We start from the raw sequence: 20238 nt of genomic DNA on the forward strand, positions 1-20238 counted from the left end.
TCGTTAGCTGAACACCGCTAACAAGCTCTTGATATCGCCATATTAATTTTGACTGCCTTAGGGGCGTATACCGACAACATCTAATGGACATAAACCTTGCCCTTCTAAACACAAAATACACATCAATAATTGAGTTTTAATACAATCGTCGTTGCGTATTAATGGTTCCTCCCAATAATGAGTTTGGTGCAATACGTGCCAAAATATTCTTTCTTTATGACTATACGCTTGTGACTGTGGGTTTTTTACTTGTGACCATTCTTCAAACGTGTCCCACAAAAAGCATTCGAGCTCCGCATAGGGAAGTTCGTCTTGCCAGTAAGAACGCATGTAAAAAGCAAGTTGTTTTGCCTTGCGATCGATAAAATGTTGAACCAACAAAGTAATCTACCAACGTAGTTATATTAGGGTATGTATAAAGTATAGGTAGTGAAAATAAATTCGTGGAGCCACAACTTAGGTGAATACTTAAGTCACTGTATAATATAGATATATAGAAAGGATTAAAATATCGAAAGAAGCATCACCAACCTAAATAAGTTGTCCAACCCTTAATTTGGCGGGCAATGTACTGCATTTGTATCTGGTCCAAAGGTTGACCAATAATATCCGCTTGTCGATACACTTCTTTGAGTTCGGTCCTTGCTTTGATTCTTCGTTTCCGCTCAGTTTGTTTGCTCCAACTATTGTCCCATTGACTGACTAGGTCCAGAACGGGTATCGGGGTTTGTGCAATGATCATCGGTAATTTATTATTCAATTTACGGATCGGCCAATACGGATTATTAATCACAAGTGTATCAATTTGCTGCATCAGCGTGTCACGATCAGAAACTAGCTTGGCAATAGTTGCTGCTGTAATCCCCTGAGTAACCACAATACGATGTCCCATTGTCGTTCTCATGTGCGTGAGGGTGGCAGCAAGATAGGCTTCTACTTCTTGCGAATAAACAATCAATGCAGCTTCACTTGCTGCAGATACAGCGGAGCTGCTATTTATGCTATGTGTTACTGTACCTTTGCTTTTTTCACTGATTGAATTCTTTAATGCTTGTTCTGCAGCGGCGATTGTAACATCGTCCGCATTGGCCTCTTGGGTATCGTTGATGACTTGGGCATCGCTACTCTCAATGGGGACCACCATATTAGAAACAAGGCTTAAGCCTAAAGATGGCATAACCACTGTAGTCCAGCCAATTGAGGGTAAGTATTTAGCAACATGAGAGAGTGAATCTTGTCTACCTAAGGGCATATTGGCGTCACCAATAATAAGGACGACGCCCTTGGTGATAGGCTGCTCTGATAATGATATTAAAATGGGCACTTTATTGTCACCCACATCGATAAGCGTAAATTGGTCGCTGTGTAATTGATATTGCATGTCTGCACTTGTTACTTCGGTAAAAGACGCCGATTGTGCCGCAACGCTAAGTGAAAGCATGCTACTTAGCAATACAAAGCCAACTAAGAATGAAGCGATAGCATGTTTTAGAGTTGTTAGCATAGCCAGAGATTAGTATTTGTTAACGCGTGATAGTGACTTTATCGGCTTATTGACTAGATGCTTAAGATACATTGCTGATTTGTTTTAGGATAAAAAAAAGCAGCCTAAGGGCTGCTTTTAGTTTTTAGGTTTGCACACTCTAATTATTTTAGAACTCGAACGACACTGACGCGCCAAATAATCTAGGTTGGTTCGGATAAGCATTGAAACTGCCGCTTTGAATTGGTGGTGGAAATGCAGATAAGTAATACTCATCGTTGTTCAAATTACGCACATAAATTTGAAAGCTAAGGCCATTTTCCATAGTTAAACCAGCACTTGCATTTATTGTGCTCACAGCGCGGGTGATTTCTGGTGGTACGTTTGCTACCAACCCTACTTCACTTTCGTATTGATAGTCTGTGCGAATGTAACCGAACATGCCATTGTCAAATTCGAAGTTATACGTAATTCCCGCATTTAACGTACGCTCAGAAATACCCAGTGGTTTCTCTCCAGATAAGTCTATGGGGCCATTTAAGCCTGATGCACCTATAAACGAATCATAAATTGGATCCAGTAACATACCCGCTATAGTAATATCGACGCTATCACTAACATTAAAGGTTGAATCAAATTCCACCCCTTTAGTCGATTGTTGACCCGCATTCGCTAATACAAAGCCCGTTCCAACAAACGTACTTGATTGGAACCCTTTAATCGTCTGATCGAAAGCAGTTAAGTTAATGGCCGCATTTCTGAATCTAGTTTTAATACCCAGCTCGTAAACTTCCGATTCTTCTGGACCGGCGAAACGAGTACCGTAACTCTGGTTAGCCCGCAACAAACCTGCAGCCGCTAGTGCTGCTTGGTCACCAGGAAATGGACGTGTGTCACGCGATAAGTTCCAAGACGTTCCTTTAAATCCGGTTGCTGCTGTTGCAAAAATATTCACGTTCTTGTTAACTTCATAGGCTAAACGTAAGCTCCATGTAGTTTTGCTGTCTGAGCTTTTACCACTCTCTAGCGAATTTGGAAAAACAAGTTGTGGTGGCAAAAATTGCACGCTTTGTAGCGTTGGTATAAATGGAGCTAAGGGTGGAAATTGACTTAATGGTATAGCCAGTACGGTTGGCGTAGAGGTAAAATCGATAGAGGATAATATTTCGGTATTATCTGATTCGATGGTAACTTCTTTTTCGTCATTGGTATAACTTACGCCTAAGGTAGCGGTTAAGGCATCACTTAGGTCGTAATCAAGGCTAACGAATAAAGAATAAGACTCGTTGTCCTGCATAAATTCGCTATTAATATATTGATCGGCGGCAAAGAAACTATTTGGTGGTAAGCCATAAATCCCTTCTACACCAGGAAATAGAGCGCCAAAACCGAGTACATTAAAGAAGTTTCGAGTCCCTGTTCCGTAAAACAGTGTATCACCAGTATCCACAGTCTCATTAAAGTAGAAACCGCCTACCATCCAGTCAAACTTGTTGTCGCCAGTTGAAAACAAACGAAACTCTTGGGTAAAGGTATCAATATCGGTATGACCTTCTTCGGTCAAAATATCCAAGGATGTATAATCCACATCAACCAAATAATCTGATTTGTTGTTACGCATAGCTGTTATTGAGGTGAATGCAAATGTGTCGTAATCTACATCGATTTGTAACGAAATGCCGCCATCTTCGATTTTGTTATTAGGGTCGATATTCAGTGCCGATTCAAACCCAAATGGTTCTGCTGCATCTAATACAACACCGCCAAGAGCTTGAACTGCTGCGGTTGTTGGACCATTGATAACATCGGCCACGGTACAGCAATGCTCATCTATTTCACTGTAATCAGCGATAAAGCGGAAACTAACATCTTCAGTTGGTTCATATAAGAATTGACCTCGCAGATTCCAACGGTCCTTATCATTGATATCACCTAAGCCCACGACACTTTTGGTATAGCCATCGCGGGTGTTCATACCACCTGACAAACTAAAGGCAAGGTCGTCGGTAATTGCATTGGTCACAAAACCTTTTAAAATCTGTTGGTTATAGTTACCTAGTGTCGCTTCAACTTTACCTTCAAGATTAAATGATGGCGCTTGAGTTCGAACGTTGATAACACCAGCGGAGGCATTTTTACCAAACAAAGTGCTTTGCGGTCCACTTAATATTTCTATTTGTTGTAAGCGCGGTAAATCACCAATTTGAGCTGCCGCTCTCGAGCGGTAAACACCGTCTATGAAGACACCAACTGAGGGTTCTATACCTGTGTTGTTGGTGCCGTTGCCAAAACCACGAATAGAGAAGTTAGTATTGGTTGAGCGCTGCAGTGGCGTTACGCGCAAAGTGGGTACCAAGCTTTGCAAATCACCTATATCCAAGACTTTGGTTTGAAGAATATCTTTTGCACTGGTAACAGTCACCGCAATTGGTGTTTCTTGTAATCCAGTTGAACGTTTTGATGCTGTGATGACAATTGTTTCAAATTCTTCTTCGGCATCAGCTTCTTCTTGAGCCAATGCACTATTAGACATAAAACCCAGCGACATAGCTACAATCAACGCTAAAGGTTTGGTTTTAAACTGTTTGGGTAAATATTGACTCATTTGTGTTCTCATCATATTACGGGAAGATTGTTATTTTTATCTGAGCATAAGATTAAGTACACAACAGTTACCCGCTCGTAACCATATGGTTTATTTAACCCTATATCACCGCTAACTCATTTACTTGACATCCTAGCTAACGTTTCAAGTATGTTAAATTTATGTTGCAGGACAAGTTAAGAATAGACGTATTTTATAAGCTAGGCAATACTAAAAGTGTGATTTGTTATAACTCTGTTAGCTATTTGTAATTAAGATGCCACAGGTAAGAGTAAATATGTGCATAAAGGCAGGGTATTTATTTTAGTTATCTATAACTCTTTTTTAAATGAATGCGGCGATTCAAATCGCAGTGTCACACCACTAACAGGATGCGCGAATTCATGCATTTGTGCATGTAAGCAAAGACGCGGATTTTTAGCTCTGGCTGCTTGATGTGCATACAATCGGTCACCTAAAATTGGATGTCCTAATGCCAACATATGAACTCGCAGTTGATGGGAGCGCCCGGTAATTGGCGTTAGTTTCATTAATGTTGAATTGCGGTCGCGCTGCACAACTTGCCAATGGGTTTGTGAAGGCTTACCCCTTTGATAGTCGACCATTTGTTTCGGTCTATTCGGCCAGTCGCATATCAGTGGTAAATCAATGTTACCAGACTCACCCTCAACATGACCAAACACACGAGCAACATAAGTTTTTTTTGTCTGACGGTTCTCAAACTGGCGAGATAAGTGCACGTGCGCTGGTTTATTTAATGCCATCATCAGAATACCTGACGTGGCCATATCTAGGCGATGCACAATACTCGCCGTAGGGAAAACACGCTGTACACGAACTTGCAACGAATCTCTAAGGTCTCTCGATTTACCTGGCACGGTAAGTAGCTCTGCAGGTTTGTCTAATACCAAGATATCTTCATCGCGATATAATATCCTGAGATAAGGATATGTAGGTGGCGAATAGTGCAATAGTGTCATTTTAAGGGTTATTTACGACAACGCGCAGACTGTCTAAATAAGGTTCCGCATTGCTTATGATATTGGTGAGAGTCGCCTTTTGCGCTTCAATAAAGTCGATTTCTTCATCTCGAATAGAAGGATTGGTTTTTTGTAGAGAACGTAATCGGTCAATTTCACCACTAAGTTCAGATTGCATTGCCTTTAGCGCAACTGATTGCTGCTCAGCCAAGTCAGCATGACCTAATTTCAGACTTGCCTCTACACCAGCGGTAATTGGGTCTGCAAGTGCCTGTAACAGTTGCAGTGCAATTTTGCGTTTTACTTTAAATAATTGCTCAAATTCGACTTCTACAGGTTGGTTTTTAGCATCAAGACAAAGACGAACAGGTGTCGGTGGTAAGAATCGATACAATTGCAAACTGGCTTCGGCACTGGCAGATAAAACACTCGTTGTCTCTATCCAAAATGCACCGGTAGGCTGCGTAGGATCTTTGGTAAACGCAATACTACTTTTACCCAAAACATCGGTAGTGACAGATTCTAAGCAATGACTCACTATTTCGCTGTCCCAGCTAAGAAACTGTAACTGCTCAAACTTAGTCGCACTATTGCGCTGATAAGTCACTTCTAAACCGTCTTCCGTTAAGCCTGGAATTTGATGTATTAATTGTTCAGTTGGGCGAAGAATAAAACTGTGGTCGTCTTTTTCTTCTTGCGTTACGCCCAACGCGTCAAACAATCTACTCATAAAATTGAGCAGACCAACTGGGTTTTCAGCAGCAATAATTTTGTCTAGTAAATCGTCAATTCGACCAAAACCAGAGGCATTTAATTCGAGCAGTTTGTCTCTGCCCTTCTCTATTTTTTGTTTAAGCTCTTTTGTTAGTGCTGCAGTTTGGCCAATGATATCTAGTTTTAGCTCAGTGTCTTCGGGGTTTTTGAGTGCAGACATTAAATCAGATTGTAGTTGCTTAAATACATCGCTTCCAACGGGACAGGTAGATTCAAACGCGCCTAATCCATCCTGATACCAATCAAACAATACTTCTTGAGCGGTGTTTTCAAAGTAGGGGATATGCAGGTTAATATCGAATTTCTGTCCAATTCGGTCAAGGCGACCAATCCGTTGTTCTAACAAATCTGGCACCATTGGTAAATCAAATAGAACCAAGTGACGTGAAAACTGAAAGTTGCGGCCTTCACTGCCAATTTCGCTGCACAACAAGACTTGCGCACCCTGTTCGTTAGTGGCGAAGAAATGCGCGGCTTTATCGCGTTCAATAATACTCATTCCTTCATGAAAAACGGTATGCCTGATGGCTGTTTTTTGACGTAAATATTCAGCTAATTGCAGCGCTGTTGATGCGTAGGCACAAATAACTAGAACCTTTTCACCTTTATTTGTTTCTAGTAAATCAACCAGCCAAGTGACACGTGGGTCATACTTAGTCCAGTTATCGTTCACCAAAGGGGCTCGTTCAGGGTGCAGACTAAGGACAACATCTTCTTCTAATGATATCGACACTGCATATTCTTTTGGCAGCTTTAATGGCGCCGGCATGGCAATCCTGTCAGGAAAGCCTTTAATGCTGGCTCGACTATTTCTGAATAACAAGCGACCAGTACCATGTTGGTCAATGAGTTTAGTCAGCAAAGCATGCCGCTGTTCGCCACTTGCCAACATAGCATCCGTTACTTCTTCATCTTTAACCACCGCATTTAGCTTGTCAATTTGCGCTGAGTTCATATGTGCATTATCAATAAGAGGCGCAACCGCTTCAGCTAGTTCTCCATAATGGGTTTCTTCTTCAAGAAACTGTTGATAATCGTAAAATCGTGCAGGATCTAGCAAGCGTAACCGTGCAAAGTGACTTTCATGGCCAAGTTGGTCAGGTGTAGCTGTCAATAGCAGAACACCTCTGCTTATCTTACAAAGTTGTTCAATTGCACTGTATTCCTCTGAAACATGCTCCGATGACCATTGCAAATGATGCGCTTCATCAGCCACTAAAATATCCCAATCTACGGCAGTTGCTTTTGCTAATACTTTCTCTTGTTTGATAAAGTCGATACTGCATAGTACCAGTTGTTCTTGCTCAAAAGGATTGTCTCCACTTTCAGCCATCGCTTCCATGCGCTCTTCATCAAATATTGAGAAGGCTAGGCTAACTCGGCGTAGCATTTCAACTAACCACTGATGCACTAAGCTTGAGGGCACTATAATAAGCACACGTTTGGCTTTGCCTGTAAGCAATTGCTGGTGCAAAATTAATCCGGCTTCAATGGTTTTACCTAAGCCTACTTCATCGGCTAGCAATACGCGTGGCGCAAAACGGCTACCTACTTCATTTGCAATATGTAATTGATGCGGTATGAGTTCGACACGAGCGCCAACTAAGCCAACGGCACCAGAGGTTGCATGTTCGTATTGTTTCTGCAGGCATTCGTGGCGAAGATCAAACCATTTAGGTGAATCAAGCTGACCGCTAAATAAGCGCTTTTCAGGTTGATTCAGTTTAACGTTGCAATCCAGTGCTACTTCAATGATGGACGCCTGTTCACCATTGTCTGTGCGCATACCAGAATAAATATAAAGACCGTCTTGTGAGGTGACATTGGTGATTTTTAAGTCCCATCCATCGCTGTGAAGGGCTAGCTCGCCTTCGCTTAAAATTAGCCGAGTAATAGGTGCCTGAGCGATAGCATAAGTACGGTCCTCTTTAACTGCAGGAAAGAGCATATCTATTGTACGGTTGTCGGTTGCAATAACAACACCCAAGCCTAAATCAGCTTCTGTATTGCTCAACCAACGTTGGCCAACGGTAAACTCTTGTGCTGCGTACATAATCAAAATCCAATGTGAAAAATAAACTGGGTGCGTATTGTACTGATACTCGGCGCCACTGTCAGCTATCTATTCAAATTAGCTTAAAAAAGGTCGTGATAATTTTAGCAAACTCATTTACAGTGGTTTTGTTGTTAACGCTTTCTAACGCTAATGCACACTGCGCCGCCGTATTAACGCACTTACACCGGCTGCGCAGAAACATTATTTTCTCACCTTTGAGGCAACGAGCTCATGCTGTTGCTTAGTATTATTAGAGTCGCTAATGCCGCAACAAACACAAATTACACCTGTTAATTTGAATGATCAAACTGGCGCTAAGGTCGTATCTCTATACAGTCCTAAATTGTATGCCCTGGGTACTAATATTCTCTTGCACGAACAGCTAGCCTCCACGTCTTTTGAAGAAACCAGCCAATTTACCGGTATAGTAAAGTCAATTACTACCAATTCAGTAGAAGCACTCGACTTCGGCTATGAGCGTCTTATTTCTCGGAGTGCTAGGAGAATACCGCCGAAAAATATTGGGCAAGCCATGGTCCTGCATGCATTGCTCGACCCACATATCGATTTAATTAGCAAGAATGAATCAAAGATAGCTCCTCTTAAGGTAAATTTATAATGAAATATTCAAATGAAAATCGTAACCCTAGAATTCTAGACACATCAGCATTAGTGCATGATCCAAAAAGCCTACTAGCATATAACGATGATATTTATATCTGTTTAACCGTACTTGAGGAATTAGATTCTTTAAAAGAGCGTCTAGATAAAAGTGTAAGTGCAGATGCTCGTATCGTTATTCGAATGCTTGAAGATATCATTAACGGTCACTCAGCCGAGGAGATGGAAGCAGGTATTCCGCTGCCATCAACTGAGACGGCTAAGCGCGGACGATTATTCATTGGCATTGATACTCAGTTAGATTTTGCTAAAGAGTTAAAGCACAGTATTGGTAGTGACGCTGATAATCGTATTATTAATTACGCTCTTCATATGCAACATGAATTAAAACAAAATGTCACCATCGTAAGTCGAGATATTAATATGCGTCTCAAAGCAAGAACCATAGGTGTTCATGCTGAAGATGTTTTAGTTGATAACCAGTTTTCTGATATTGACATGCTCTACTCAGGCGTTCAGGCATTTAAAGGAGATTTGTTTGATAGAATAGAATCAGACAAAGATTTTAAATTGACGGGCGAAGTTTATAAATTTCCAGTTAGCTTGTTTAACGATGAAGTACAAGCAAATATGTATTGGTATGATGATGTTGGACACATTGGTCTCATCACTGAAGTTGCTGATGATAGTGTTTACACAAAGCTGTTAACAAGACAGCAAGAAAAGATTTGGGGTATTTCACCCAAAAATCACCGTCAAACCATTGCACTTAATCAATTGACAGACCCTTTTTATGATTTAAATATTATCCTCGGCCCCGCTGGTTCCGGTAAGACTTTTTTAGCGATTGCGGCCGGGCTGCATCAAGTGCTTGAAACGAAGAAATATAAAAAGATTGTTGTCGTGCGTAGTCGAGATTTTATGGATGATGATCCTGGTTTTTTACCTGGTGATCTAACAGAGAAATCTTTACCTTTACTAGCTGGAGTTACGGACGCCCTAATCTCACTGCATACAGCTGGTGATATTGACGAAAAGAGCACACGTGCAACAGTTGAACATATTATTGATAGAGCAAATATTGAGTTCACCTCAATGGCGTATTTCAGAGGTAGATCCATTGACGATGCTGTTTTAATAATAGATGAAGCACAAAATATGACACGAGCACAAATGAAGGGAATGTTAAGTCGAGGAGGAAGAAACTGTCGTACAATAGTACTCGGTAACCTTAGCCAAATTGATGACCGATTTGTGACTCCGGCTTCCAGTGGTGCCTCCGCTGCGGTAAATATTTACAGACATTATGAAAAAGGCTCTATACTCATTTTTGATGAAGTGGAGCGAAGCAGCCTAGCTGAATTTACAGAAAAGAACATGTAGTTTTATCCGCATTCTCAGATCCAATTCTGGCAACGCGTTAAGACGAATATCGAGTCTGTAAGGTTTTAGATTAAATATTTTCAATAGCGTATTTCTTCATTTTGATATGTTCCTCAGTGCATGTTTGCAGCATGCACCGAGGATATATTGAATAAATTACAGCTCAAGTCCTTAGCGTTAATTGGAAGTATGGAGGAATACTACGCCGAGAATATCGTTTGAATATACTTTGCCCAATGTATCAGCAGAAACACTATGGCGGTTGTCACCAGCAATAGTATGACCACAGCTATAATCGAGATGAATCAACCGTTTAATAATGAGCCCAAAGCAAGCATGCTTTACAAGAACTATGTCTGCGACTTCAAGTTTTTTAAGCCAAGTTGCCCTTACCATTACAAAAGCTTTGGGTTTTATAGTGGGCAACATGCTATTGCCAACTACTTTAAGAATGTTGATCACTCTTTTTACTTAGCATTTAAGTTCGGATAAATTACACTTTCAGCAGGCAGATACGGACAGACAGAAGTGCAGGTATCTACTCCTTTGGTTCGCCAAAAAGCATCAGCGAATTGGTTAATTTATATTGTGGAAAAGCATAGGACCTTTTAAGACCATGCGAATTTTAATTTAGATGGGGTTGTTAGGAACCGTCTAAGGGTATTTGTTGAGAAGGGGCTATAACCTAGTAACTTAGTCAATTGATGCTATTATGTGTTCTAGATTTTGTGCGGTAGTTGATCAGCGATTAATCTTAATTGTTTAGCTGGTAGGCCAAAAAAATGAAGAATTTCTGAGCTGAGAGATAGCGTTACACCGTTTCATGGTATATTAATCACTCAAAATATAATGAAGTAGGACATATATGGTAGAACGACGCGCCACAATTCTTATTGTCGACGATGAACGTACCAATATTCAAATCTTAGATAATGCATTGGGTAACGAATATAATATTCTTGCAGCAATGAGCGGTGAGCAAGCTATTGCAGTCGCTGTTGAATCGCTTCCATGCCTTATTCTACTCGATATTATTTTGCCCGATATCAGCGGTTACGATGTCTGCAAAGCATTAAAAAGTAACAAGTTAACCAAGCATATTCCGGTTATTTTTGTGACAGCACAAAGCCTACCAGAAGACGAACTCAAAGGCTTAGAGTTAGGCGCTATTGATTATTTCCGCAAACCTTTTTTAGTGCCGCTGATTAAAGTGCGTGTTCGCAACCAAATTGAACTAGTACAAAAAACGGCAGCGCTTGAGCAACTGGCATGGATTGATGGTTTAACCGGCATTTCAAACAGACGTTCATTTGATAAACGCTATTTTGAAGCCTGCAAATATGCTATCCGTAACAAACGTAGGATTTGTCTTATAATATTAGATATCGATTTTTTCAAACAATACAATGACCACTATGGTCATGCGCAAGGTGATGTTGTCCTGCAACAAGTTGCAAGGGCAATTGATCAAGTGGCCTCCAGACCACTTGATTTAGTTGCCCGCTATGGTGGAGAAGAGTTTGTCATCCTACTTACCGATTCTAGCGAAAAAGAGGGTGCTTTGCTTGCTGAGAAAGTGCGTGAAAAAATAGAAGCGTTAGCGATCCCGCATATTAAATCAAAAATCCATAGAGTATTGACGATTAGCATTGGTGTAACGTCAAGTTCCAATGACGGTTGTAGTTTTGATACCAAAGCCTTACTAGAAACTGCTGACGCTTGCTTATACGAAGCCAAAGCGATGGGTCGAAATACGGTTGTTAGTACCGATTTTAAAGAAAAGACTCCTCGATCCTTTTAGCTTCGTTTAGCGATTCTCAGGTGCAAAAACACGTAAAATTCAATTGCTTTAACATCTACTTTATTTCCATAGCATGACGCTTCACTTTATTTAATCACAAATCACAAATCACAAATCACAAATCAATAAGCTATCAATCCCTTTCTAATTAGCGGGTTTAATTAATGTTATATTATAACTTTACACTTAAAATGTTATAGTATAACATCCTGTTAAATACAAAAATAACTCCCATTACGGATCATTAATGTTGAAATGCTTACCTAAACCGCTCAGTCTGTTGTCAATCTCTATTTTATCTACTTTTGCCATTTCAATTCAAGCACAAACTCTCAGTGGCCTTGTTCTCGACAAAGCGGGAAACCCCCTAGTCAATGGCAGTGTGCAAATTATGGGGACTAATAAAACGGCTTCAATTCAGTCAGATGGCCGGTTCATCTTTGAGAACGTAAGACCTGGAAATGTTGAAATTCATGTTGCAAGCCCACGACACATTCATTCTAAATCAGAATTGACAGTTCCTGAGGCAGGTCTATTTAATATTGAAATTACAGTCGCTAATTCGAGTATTGAAATATTTGACGTTACGGCAAGTGCCTTTCATGCTTCAACAATCGAATCGGCAGCCCCTGTTAGCGTTCTAGCGGGTGACGAACTACGCAGAAAACAAGCATCTACGCTGGGTGATACTCTGAAAAACGAAGTTGGAGTGCATTCTACTTTTTATGGTTCAGTTGCCAGTTCGCCAATTATTAGAGGACTTGACGGTCCCCGAGTATTAGTGACACAAAATGGGTTGGACTCAGGAGATGCATCTCGCGTTGGTCCCGATCATATAGTTGCTACGGACGCCTCAACAGCAACACAGATTGAGGTGCTGCGGGGTCCCGCGACCCTGTTTTATGGTAGCGGCGCGATTGGTGGCGTTGTCAACGTGGTAGATCAACGTATTCCTGACAATAACGATTGGGAAGGACGTGTATCGACAGATCGCAATACAAATAACAGTGAAGAAGCCTTTTCAGGCTACATTAAAGGCGGCGAGGGAAATATTGCGTTTAACCTACAAGGCTATTATCGTGATGCCGATGATTATCGGATCCCAGGTTACGCAGAGAATCAGGACACTCACTCCGATGAGGAGCATGACGATGACCTAGGTGCAGAACATGAAGAACATGAAGAGCACGAAGACGAGCGTAAAGGTGTGGTTGAAAATTCTTCCAGTAGAACCAAAGGAATTACTTTTGGCGCAAGTTATTTATTAGATAATGGACATATTGGTTTCTCTGTAGAACACATGTCTAGCTTTTATGGTATTCCTGGACATGCTCACGGTGAGGAGCATGGCGAAGAGCATGGTGAAGAGCATGGTGAAGAGCACGGAGAAGACGTCGATGAAGGACTTGGCGAAGAGGTGGTTCAAGGTGATCTACAGCAAAATCGCTATCAAATTTCAAGCAAGCACCAGTTAAGTACAGACTTTATTAGTGCGATTAATACTGGTTTTGCTTTCACCGATTATAAGCACGCCGAAATTGAAAATGGAGAAATAGGGACTATTTTTGAGAACAAATCACATGAGGCTCGTGTAGAAGTGATCCATCAGCCTTTAGCGGGATGGCGAGGTGGTCTCAGTTTTCATTACAAATCGAGTGATTTTGAAGCGGTTGGTGAAGAGGCATTTACACCTCCTTCAAAAACCAATAGTTTTGGCCTTGGTATAATAGAAGAACAACACTTCGGTAACGTTTTGTTTCAATTGGGTGCAAGAATTGAACAAGTAGAAATTGATGTGCCAACAATTCAAATCGGTGAAACGGAGTTTGAAGCAATTCACTCTGCAGCAGAACACGGTGAAATTGAACATCATCATGAAGACGGCCATGCCAATCTGCTGGACGCAAGTCAGTCGAGCAGTGTTTCTTTTACACCGTTAAGTGCGTCAATTGGTGCGGTTTGGGATTTTACCGAAGGTTATAACTTAGGATTGTCTTACGTACACGGTCAACGTGCACCATCTAGCGCAGAAATATACAGTTTTGGCCCGCATATTGGGACCAGTACATATGAAGTTGGCGCCTTTTATGATATTACCGAAGATGGCGATGTGGTTTTTAACGGACGAGATTTGGCAGTTGAAAAATCAAATAATGTGGATATCTCACTCAGAAAGTTTAGCGGTGAATTTGGTTTTGTCTTAAATGCATTTTATAATCAAGTAGATGATTACTATTTTTCTGCAGATTCTGGTTTCGTTGTTGAAGAAGGACACGACGATATTGCTTCAGAGCTTCGAGAAGATGACATGGCTGACGAGCATGAGGGCCACGAAGATGAGATGCCGGTATTTCTTTTTACTGCCCTTGATGTCGATTTATATGGCTTTGAAGCAGAAATTAATTGGCAAGCCACAGCATCATTGCAGCTGCAAGCTCAGGGTGATTTAGTGCGCGCCAAGCTCGCTAAAAACATGGGGGAGAGCCAATACCTTCCAAGAACACCGCCGTCAAGAATTGGTGTAAGCGCTAACTACGTTGTTGGAGATTGGCAAGCTGGTTTATCACTTCATAGGTACTTTACTCAAGACAAAGTGGCTGAATTTGAAAGCGAAACCAAAGGCTATACCTTAGTCGATCTTGATGTTAGTTATGTCACTTCTTTTAAAAATACCGACGTTACTTTTTATTTAAAAGGGCGTAATTTGGCAGATGAAGAAGCGCGAGTGCATACGTCCTTCTTAAAAGATTTGACACCGGTGCAAGGTCGTTCATTTATATTGGGTGCAAGAGCTCATTTTTAAATTAATCTGCTAGGGTTTGGATGTATTTAAGCAATGAGTCGGTCTTATTAGGTGTTATGTGAATGGCAACATAATGTAAGCTACTTAATAATGGGCTGACTCATGGCTTGCTTACCCGAAAATTCTATTTATAAACGCTTGGCGTTAAGAACTAATACCCATATTGCCATTTCGCTATTTTTGTTAGTTTGTCTGCTGCAGAGCCCGCAGAAGAACCTTGCGACTCACTAAAAGTAAAAATCACCTTTGTTTTTGCTAAAATGAGCTTCTGTTCACCGTCATCTACCTTTGAGTGTGAAAATTCAAATGAGTCTTAGACAGAGTATTTTTTCCCCGTTAATATAATAGCGCTATTTTAAATATCCATGGACAGGTAAATAGTGGAACAAATTATCAATGAAGGGGAAGAAATGAGTTCTAATCAAGCAAACGAAAACATGCCGTATATTGTTTTAGTCAGTTGCGCAGCAACTATTGGTGGCTTTTTATTTGGTTTCGATAGTGGCGTTATAAACGGCACATATGACGGTTTGGCGGCTGCTTTTAATACATCTGATTTGTCCGGCGGGTTCAATATAGCGAGCATGCTCTTAGGTTGCGGCATCGGTGCTCTTTTTGCTGGCGTTTTAGCTGATAAGTTTGGTCGTAAAACGTTACTCATCGTGGCTTCAGTCTTTTTCATTGTCAGTGCTTGGGGCTCTGGTGTTGCTAGCAGTTCATTTGAATTTGTCATTTATCGAATTTTAGGTGGTTTGGCGGTCGGCGCTGCATCGGTTATGGCACCTGCCTATATCAGTGAGATAGCGCCTGCGCGAGTCCGCGGTCGTTTGATATCCATACAGCAGATTGCGATAATCTTTGGATTATTCAGTGCATTCATCAGTAATTACGCTTTGGCAAAGTACGCCGGTTTATCCACCGATATTTTATGGAACGGATTTGAGGCGTGGCGCTGGATGTTTTGGATTGAACTTATACCGGCTGTTTTGTTCTTTTTTATTCTTTTTCTTATTCCTGAAAGTCCACGCTACTTAGTCATGAGTCAACAGCCAGAAAAAGCGGCTATTGTGCTTAACAAACTCTACGGCTCCGCCACCGCAGATGTTCTTGTAAAAGAAATTCAAGGTTCAATTGAAAATGACGGACAAAAGCCAAGCATCATTGATCTAATTGATAAAACTAAAGGTCGGGTAAGACCGATTATTTGGGTTGCCATCGGACTCGCCACTTTGCAACAATTAGTGGGTATAAACGTTGTTTTTTATTACGGTGCGGTGCTTTGGCAAGCGGTCGGCTTTTCTGAATCAGATGCGCTATTAATTAATATTATAAGTGCTGGTGTGAGTATTGCAGCTTGCCTAATTACGCTTAAAGTCATCGATAAAGTAGGTCGTAAGCCGCTATTAACAGTAGGTTCAATTGGTATGGTGATAACATTAAGCTTAATGGTATTTGCCTTTATTAATTCAGAATTTGATACCCAAGCTAATCAATTAGTGATGGGTGACCTCGGCACATTGGCGCTAGTTGCCGCTAACGCTTATGTTTTCTTCTTTAATTTGTCTTGGGGCCCGGTCATGTGGGTGATGCTGGGTGAAATGTTCCCTAACCAGATCCGTGGATCAGGTTTAGCCGTCGCTGGCTTAGCTCAATGGGGCACCAACTTTGCCATTATCATGCTTTTCCCATTAATGCTCACCTCTATTGGACTGGCCGGTGCTTATAGTTTTTATACTCTTTGCGCAGTCATCTCTATCTTTTTCGTTATTAAATACGTACAAGAGACGAAGGGCAGAGCATTAGAAGATATGCAAGGGTAACGCATACAGAGGCCGTATTTATTGATGCTTTACCAAATATGTTTTATCAATTACCGGTTTTAGGCAACAGGTTGTCGAACGTTGGTCGACGCTTTTGTTGTCCTGCGCTCATGGCTTCCATTACGTCTGGCATTTGTAGCATACCGCTTTGCCAAGTCGCCATGTAATTTAAACTATCCGCAACATCATGGTCTCTGGTGTAGTTGATCATCTCCTTGCAACCAGCGACGGCCATTGGTGAGTGTCCTGCAATCGTTTTTGCAATTTTCATTACTGCAGTCAACATTGTTTCCTGGTCAGCATAAACATGATTTACCAAGCCACTAGACTGCGCTTCTTGGCTCATCATATTTCTACCAGTATAAGCAAGCTCTCTGACTAAACCTTGTGCAATAAGGTGGGGAAGACGCTGTAATGTGCCTACATCGGCGGTCATTCCAATTTGCGTTTCTTTGATACAAAAAAACGCGTCTTGGGTACAGTAACGACTGTCACACGCGCTTATCATATCGACTGCGCCTCCAATAACACCACCTTGAACAGCAACCAAAACAGGCATTCTAACTTGTTCCAGCGCATTAAATGCGTCTTGTAACTTCAATACATGTCGCCTAAACGCTTCTGCTCGTCTGGCGGGTTCACCTTTAAAGCTAGCGCTCATATTTTGAAAAACAGATAAATCCATGCCTGCACTAAAGTGTTTACCCTGAGAGGAAATCACAATTACGCGCGCCAATGCATGTTCATCTATATATTTAACCGCTTCTGGAAGCTCAGTCCAAAAAGCGGTAATCATGCTATTCATTTCCTGTGGTCGGCATAGCTGTATATGCGCAATTTCATCGGCGATACTGATTGCGATTGTGCTGTAGTTTTCAAGGCTTGATGTCGGCATTTTTTTCTCTATTGTGACTGAATAGTTATCATTGACTAATGTAAACTATAACCGATGTGAGAGATTATTATATTTTGTTTACATATAATGTGGAATAAACTTTAATTACTGTATGACAAAAAACAGTCAGTTGTCAGATGTCCGATTATTTGTTTTCGGATTGTAGTAGCATCAATTTTTTGATTGTTTGAGGTAAACGGATAATGAAACAGGGATTTATATGAAAAAACTACCACTGATGTGTTTTATTCTATTATTGCTTTTAGATTTTTCTAAGGCCAACGCTAATGACAATATAAAGGTAAATGTTAACAGACAGAATACTAAAGTCGACATAACAAGTGCGCAAGCGATCCCATCTGAGGGTCGACTCTACCTGATTTTCTCTCCTTCTGCAGAGCAAGAACCTCGATTTTATAGTGCGTGGCCCACTAGTAATGTTGATCCTCTTTTTGCAAAAGACATAGGTGGATTCAACGTCAATGAAACACACAGCTTTACCGATACTGTTATTGGTTTCCCACATAAAAAAATGGCTCAAATACCTAGTAAAAAATGGTATGTGCAGGCAATTTACGATACTGATTTTTTAGACTCTAGAATAAATTCACCTTTAAATTTTTATTCGAACATCGTTGAATTGGATCTCGATGACGACAGTGACATTGCGCTGACGTTAAATTTAGAAAAGCAGATTGCAAAAGAGTCATTACCTGAAGAGGATCAATTTCTTAAGTTTGATAAAGTACCAAGTCAACTGCTGTCTGACTTTTGGCAAAATCAGATGTTTTTGAGAGTTGGCGTTATTTTGCCAAAAACCTATTATGACAATCCATCCCATAAGTTTCCTGTGGTCTTTGATATTGGTGGTTATCACGCTCGATATACGCGGGCGAAAAATTTATATGAGAACGACGCTTTTAAAGCGTTCTGGTTTAGCGACGATGCACCACAAATGGTCATGATTTTTTTAGATGGAGAGGCTCCATTGGGCGATAGCTATCAAATAGACTCACAAAACAATGGGCCTTACGGTGAGGCAAATATGCTGGAGTTGCTCCCCTACCTAACTCAAAAATACAAGTTAGTTGATGACGGTAACTCACGTTTTACAACAGGGTGTTCAACCGGTGGTTGGGCGAGTTTAGCCTTACAGCTGTTTTATCCTGAGCAGTTCAATGGAGCGTGGTCATTCAGTGCGGATGGCGTTGATTTTAAGTATTTCCAGCTTGTGGATATTTATAGCGACAATAACGCATTTATAAATGAACACGGAAATGAGCGGCCTTCTTATAGAGCCAAAGATGGTGAAATTATTTTTAGCATTCAACGCGAAATAATGATGGAGAACGTTATTGGTCGAGAAGATTCCTTCGCATTTAGTGGTGGCCAGTGGGGTGGGTGGAATGCTGTTTTTGGGCCCAAGAAAGAAAATGCACAACCCTCGTTAATATGGGACTCAGTTACTGGTGAGATTGACAAGGAGGTTGCAAAAGCTTGGGAGAACTATGATCTGCGGTTGTACACGCAGAACAACTGGGCGACTTTGGGGCCAAAATTGGCTGGTAAATTACACATTTGGATGGGGGACATGGATAACTTCTATTTGAATAATGCAATGAACTTGTACCAAAATATGCTCGAAAAGCAAGATGAGCCAGAGTCTGATGCGATTTTTACTTGGCAGAGAGGTGTTGGCCACTGTGACTATAAAAAAGTGCCTATGTTAAAGAAAACGCTGTCACAAATGCAAAAAAGACTAAGTAAAAGCATAAATTAAAAATAAAAAGGTAACAAAAAATGAGCAACAGTGAGCAACAATTCGATTTTATTTTATATGGCGCAACTTCTTTCGTTGGTCAAATTATGGTGGAATATCTAGCTGGCTACACGAGCGAAGAATATACCTGGGCAATGGCGGGTAGAAGCGAACGTAAACTGCAAGAATTGAAACAGCGTTTAAATTTAAATGAAGTCCCCTGCTTTGTTGCTGATGCCACTGATGAAACTGCGCTAAAAGCGCTATGTGAAAAAACCAAAGCGGTGGTAAGTACAGTTGGTCCCTACGCGCTTTTTGGCGAAACTCTGGTCAAAGTGTGTGCGCAATCCGGCACAGATTATTGTGATTTAACGGGTGAACCGCAGTGGATAAAGCAAATGCTAGGCAAGTATGAAGCCGATGCAAAAAGTTCTGGTGCACGCATTTTACATAGTGCCGGGTTTGATTCGATCCCGTCCGACCTAGGCGTCTATAAGTTACAACAAGCGGTTATTGAACAAACTTCGGCACCTGCAAAACACATCAAAATGCGAGTAAGAAAAGTCAAAGGGGCAGCATCGGGTGGCACCATTGCTAGTATCTTAAACGTATTCAAAGAAGTAAAAGAAAATCCCCAGTTGCGCAAAGTGTTGATAAATCCTTATGTTCTTTGCCCAGATGGACACCCGTTTAAACAGCGTCAGAAGAATCATAAGGGTGCTGAGCATGATAAAACATTAGGTGTATGGACGATGCCTTTTGTTATGGCCTCAATTAACGAACGCATTGTTCATCGCTCAAATGCTTTATTAGGAAATCAATATGGTGAAGATTTTCTTTACGATGAGGCTATGACGGCTAAAAGCGGCTTGCAAGCGTGGACATTTACCCTGGGTTTAGGCGCTTTCATGCTAGCAGCAAGTTTATCGCCATTAAGAAAGCTATTAGCCAATTACGTTTTAGCCAAACCAGGCGAAGGCCCTACTCCTAAGCAACAATTGGACGGCATGTTTGATATGCGTTTTTACACTGATATGCCCAATGGTAACAAATTAGTAGTAAAAGTAGAGGGTGATCGTGATCCCGGTTACGGTTCCACAGCAAAAATGTTGGCGCAGGCTGTGCTCTGTTTATCAAAAGATATTCCAGATTTAAACGGTGGCTTTTGGACCCCCGCTTCGGCGTTAAATAGACCTCTAATTGGGCGCTTAGCTAAACATGCGGGTGTTACGATTGAGGTGATGTAGCTAAGATGAAA

General features: G+C 41.1%; 14 protein-coding genes. 7 read left to right on the plus strand and 7 right to left on the minus strand.

The genetic code is table 11. From position 1 onward, the window contains the following. Positions 1-57: 57 nt before the first annotated feature. From CXF81_RS15550 to rapA, 5 genes are all read right to left on the minus strand, one after another. Positions 58-381, minus strand: a complete 324-nt coding sequence (locus CXF81_RS15550) for a hypothetical protein (RefSeq protein WP_101182255.1) — start codon at positions 379-381, stop codon at positions 58-60. Between the two features lie 142 nt (positions 382-523). After that, positions 524-1504, minus strand: a complete 981-nt coding sequence (locus CXF81_RS15555) for a DUF3530 family protein (protein WP_232771960.1) — start codon at positions 1502-1504, stop codon at positions 524-526. Positions 1505-1652: 148 nt separating this feature from the next. Next, a complete protein-coding gene (locus tag CXF81_RS15560) occupies positions 1653-4088 on the minus strand; it encodes a TonB-dependent receptor (protein WP_101182257.1) in 2436 nt (811 codons plus the stop codon). A 311-nt stretch (positions 4089-4399) separates the two neighbouring features. Next, positions 4400-5068 carry an RluA family pseudouridine synthase gene (locus CXF81_RS15565; RefSeq protein ID WP_101182258.1) on the minus strand — a complete coding sequence of 223 codons (669 nt, stop codon included), beginning with the start codon at positions 5066-5068 and terminating at the stop codon, positions 4400-4402. Between the two features lies 1 nt (position 5069). After that, entirely contained in the window at positions 5070-7895 is a 2826-nt protein-coding gene (gene rapA, locus CXF81_RS15570; protein ID WP_101182259.1) for an RNA polymerase-associated protein RapA, read from the minus strand. 265 nt (positions 7896-8160) lie between these two features. Between rapA and CXF81_RS15575 the strand changes: the two genes are divergently transcribed. Further along, complete coding sequence (locus CXF81_RS15575) at positions 8161-8517, plus strand: hypothetical protein (RefSeq protein WP_198556416.1); 357 nt, start codon at positions 8161-8163, stop codon at positions 8515-8517. Further along, positions 8517-9902 (plus strand): PhoH family protein, encoded by a 1386-nt coding sequence (locus tag CXF81_RS15580; protein WP_101182260.1) that lies wholly within the window; start codon positions 8517-8519, stop codon positions 9900-9902. Before CXF81_RS15575 ends, CXF81_RS15580 begins: the two co-directional genes overlap by 1 nt. Before the next feature lie 177 nt (positions 9903-10079). Here CXF81_RS15580 and CXF81_RS20725 read toward each other — a convergent pair whose 3' ends face one another. Further along, positions 10080-10364 (minus strand): S24 family peptidase, encoded by a 285-nt coding sequence (locus CXF81_RS20725; protein ID WP_157825574.1) that lies wholly within the window; start codon positions 10362-10364, stop codon positions 10080-10082. A gap of 403 nt (positions 10365-10767) precedes the next feature. Between CXF81_RS20725 and CXF81_RS15590 the strand changes: the two genes are divergently transcribed. From CXF81_RS15590 to CXF81_RS15600, 3 genes are all read left to right on the plus strand, one after another. Then, positions 10768-11703, plus strand: a complete 936-nt coding sequence (locus CXF81_RS15590; RefSeq protein ID WP_101182262.1) for a diguanylate cyclase — start codon at positions 10768-10770, stop codon at positions 11701-11703. 247 nt (positions 11704-11950) lie between these two features. Next, on the plus strand, positions 11951-14506 hold the full coding sequence (locus CXF81_RS15595) for a TonB-dependent receptor (protein WP_232771961.1): 2556 nt from the start codon (positions 11951-11953) through the stop codon (positions 14504-14506). A 410-nt stretch (positions 14507-14916) separates the two neighbouring features. Continuing rightward, the gene (locus CXF81_RS15600; protein WP_101182350.1) at positions 14917-16326 is read left to right on the plus strand and encodes a sugar porter family MFS transporter; all 1410 of its coding nucleotides are present in this window, start codon (positions 14917-14919) and stop codon (positions 16324-16326) included. A 46-nt stretch (positions 16327-16372) separates the two neighbouring features. On the opposite strand, the gene CXF81_RS15605 is transcribed toward CXF81_RS15600, so the two are convergent. Then, on the minus strand, positions 16373-17221 hold the full coding sequence (locus CXF81_RS15605; RefSeq protein ID WP_101182263.1) for a crotonase/enoyl-CoA hydratase family protein: 849 nt from the start codon (positions 17219-17221) through the stop codon (positions 16373-16375). 220 nt (positions 17222-17441) lie between these two features. On the opposite strand from CXF81_RS15605, the gene CXF81_RS15610 reads away from it, so the two are divergent. Both CXF81_RS15610 and CXF81_RS15615 read left to right on the plus strand, forming a co-directional pair. Continuing rightward, positions 17442-19001: an alpha/beta hydrolase-fold protein gene (locus CXF81_RS15610; protein ID WP_101182264.1), complete on the plus strand. Its 1560-nt coding sequence runs from the start codon at positions 17442-17444 to the stop codon at positions 18999-19001. 20 nt (positions 19002-19021) lie between these two features. Beyond that, the gene (locus CXF81_RS15615; RefSeq protein WP_101182265.1) at positions 19022-20227 is read left to right on the plus strand and encodes a trans-acting enoyl reductase family protein; all 1206 of its coding nucleotides are present in this window, start codon (positions 19022-19024) and stop codon (positions 20225-20227) included. Positions 20228-20238: the final 11 nt, after the last annotated feature.

Origin of the sequence: Glaciecola sp. 33A, from assembly GCF_002836745.1 — a bacterium.
Lineage (GTDB): Bacteria > Pseudomonadota > Gammaproteobacteria > Enterobacterales > Alteromonadaceae > Glaciecola.

Coding starts and splice junctions, on each gene's coding strand:
- CXF81_RS15590 (WP_101182262.1), top strand. CDS start 10,768: ATGGTAGAACGACGCGCCACAATTCTTATTGTCGACGATGAACGTACC.
- CXF81_RS15605 (WP_101182263.1), bottom strand. CDS start 17,221: ATGCCGACATCAAGCCTTGAAAACTACAGCACAATCGCAATCAGTATC.
- CXF81_RS15580 (WP_101182260.1), top strand. CDS start 8,517: ATGAAATATTCAAATGAAAATCGTAACCCTAGAATTCTAGACACATCA.
- CXF81_RS15555 (WP_232771960.1), bottom strand. CDS start 1,504: ATGCTAACAACTCTAAAACATGCTATCGCTTCATTCTTAGTTGGCTTT.
- CXF81_RS15610 (WP_101182264.1), top strand. CDS start 17,442: ATGAAAAAACTACCACTGATGTGTTTTATTCTATTATTGCTTTTAGAT.
- CXF81_RS15615 (WP_101182265.1), top strand. CDS start 19,022: ATGAGCAACAGTGAGCAACAATTCGATTTTATTTTATATGGCGCAACT.
- CXF81_RS15575 (WP_198556416.1), top strand. CDS start 8,161: ATGCCGCAACAAACACAAATTACACCTGTTAATTTGAATGATCAAACT.
- CXF81_RS15595 (WP_232771961.1), top strand. CDS start 11,951: ATGTTGAAATGCTTACCTAAACCGCTCAGTCTGTTGTCAATCTCTATT.
- CXF81_RS15560 (WP_101182257.1), bottom strand. CDS start 4,088: ATGAGTCAATATTTACCCAAACAGTTTAAAACCAAACCTTTAGCGTTG.
- CXF81_RS15565 (WP_101182258.1), bottom strand. CDS start 5,068: ATGACACTATTGCACTATTCGCCACCTACATATCCTTATCTCAGGATA.
- CXF81_RS15600 (WP_101182350.1), top strand. CDS start 14,917: ATGAGTTCTAATCAAGCAAACGAAAACATGCCGTATATTGTTTTAGTC.
- rapA (WP_101182259.1), bottom strand. CDS start 7,895: ATGTACGCAGCACAAGAGTTTACCGTTGGCCAACGTTGGTTGAGCAAT.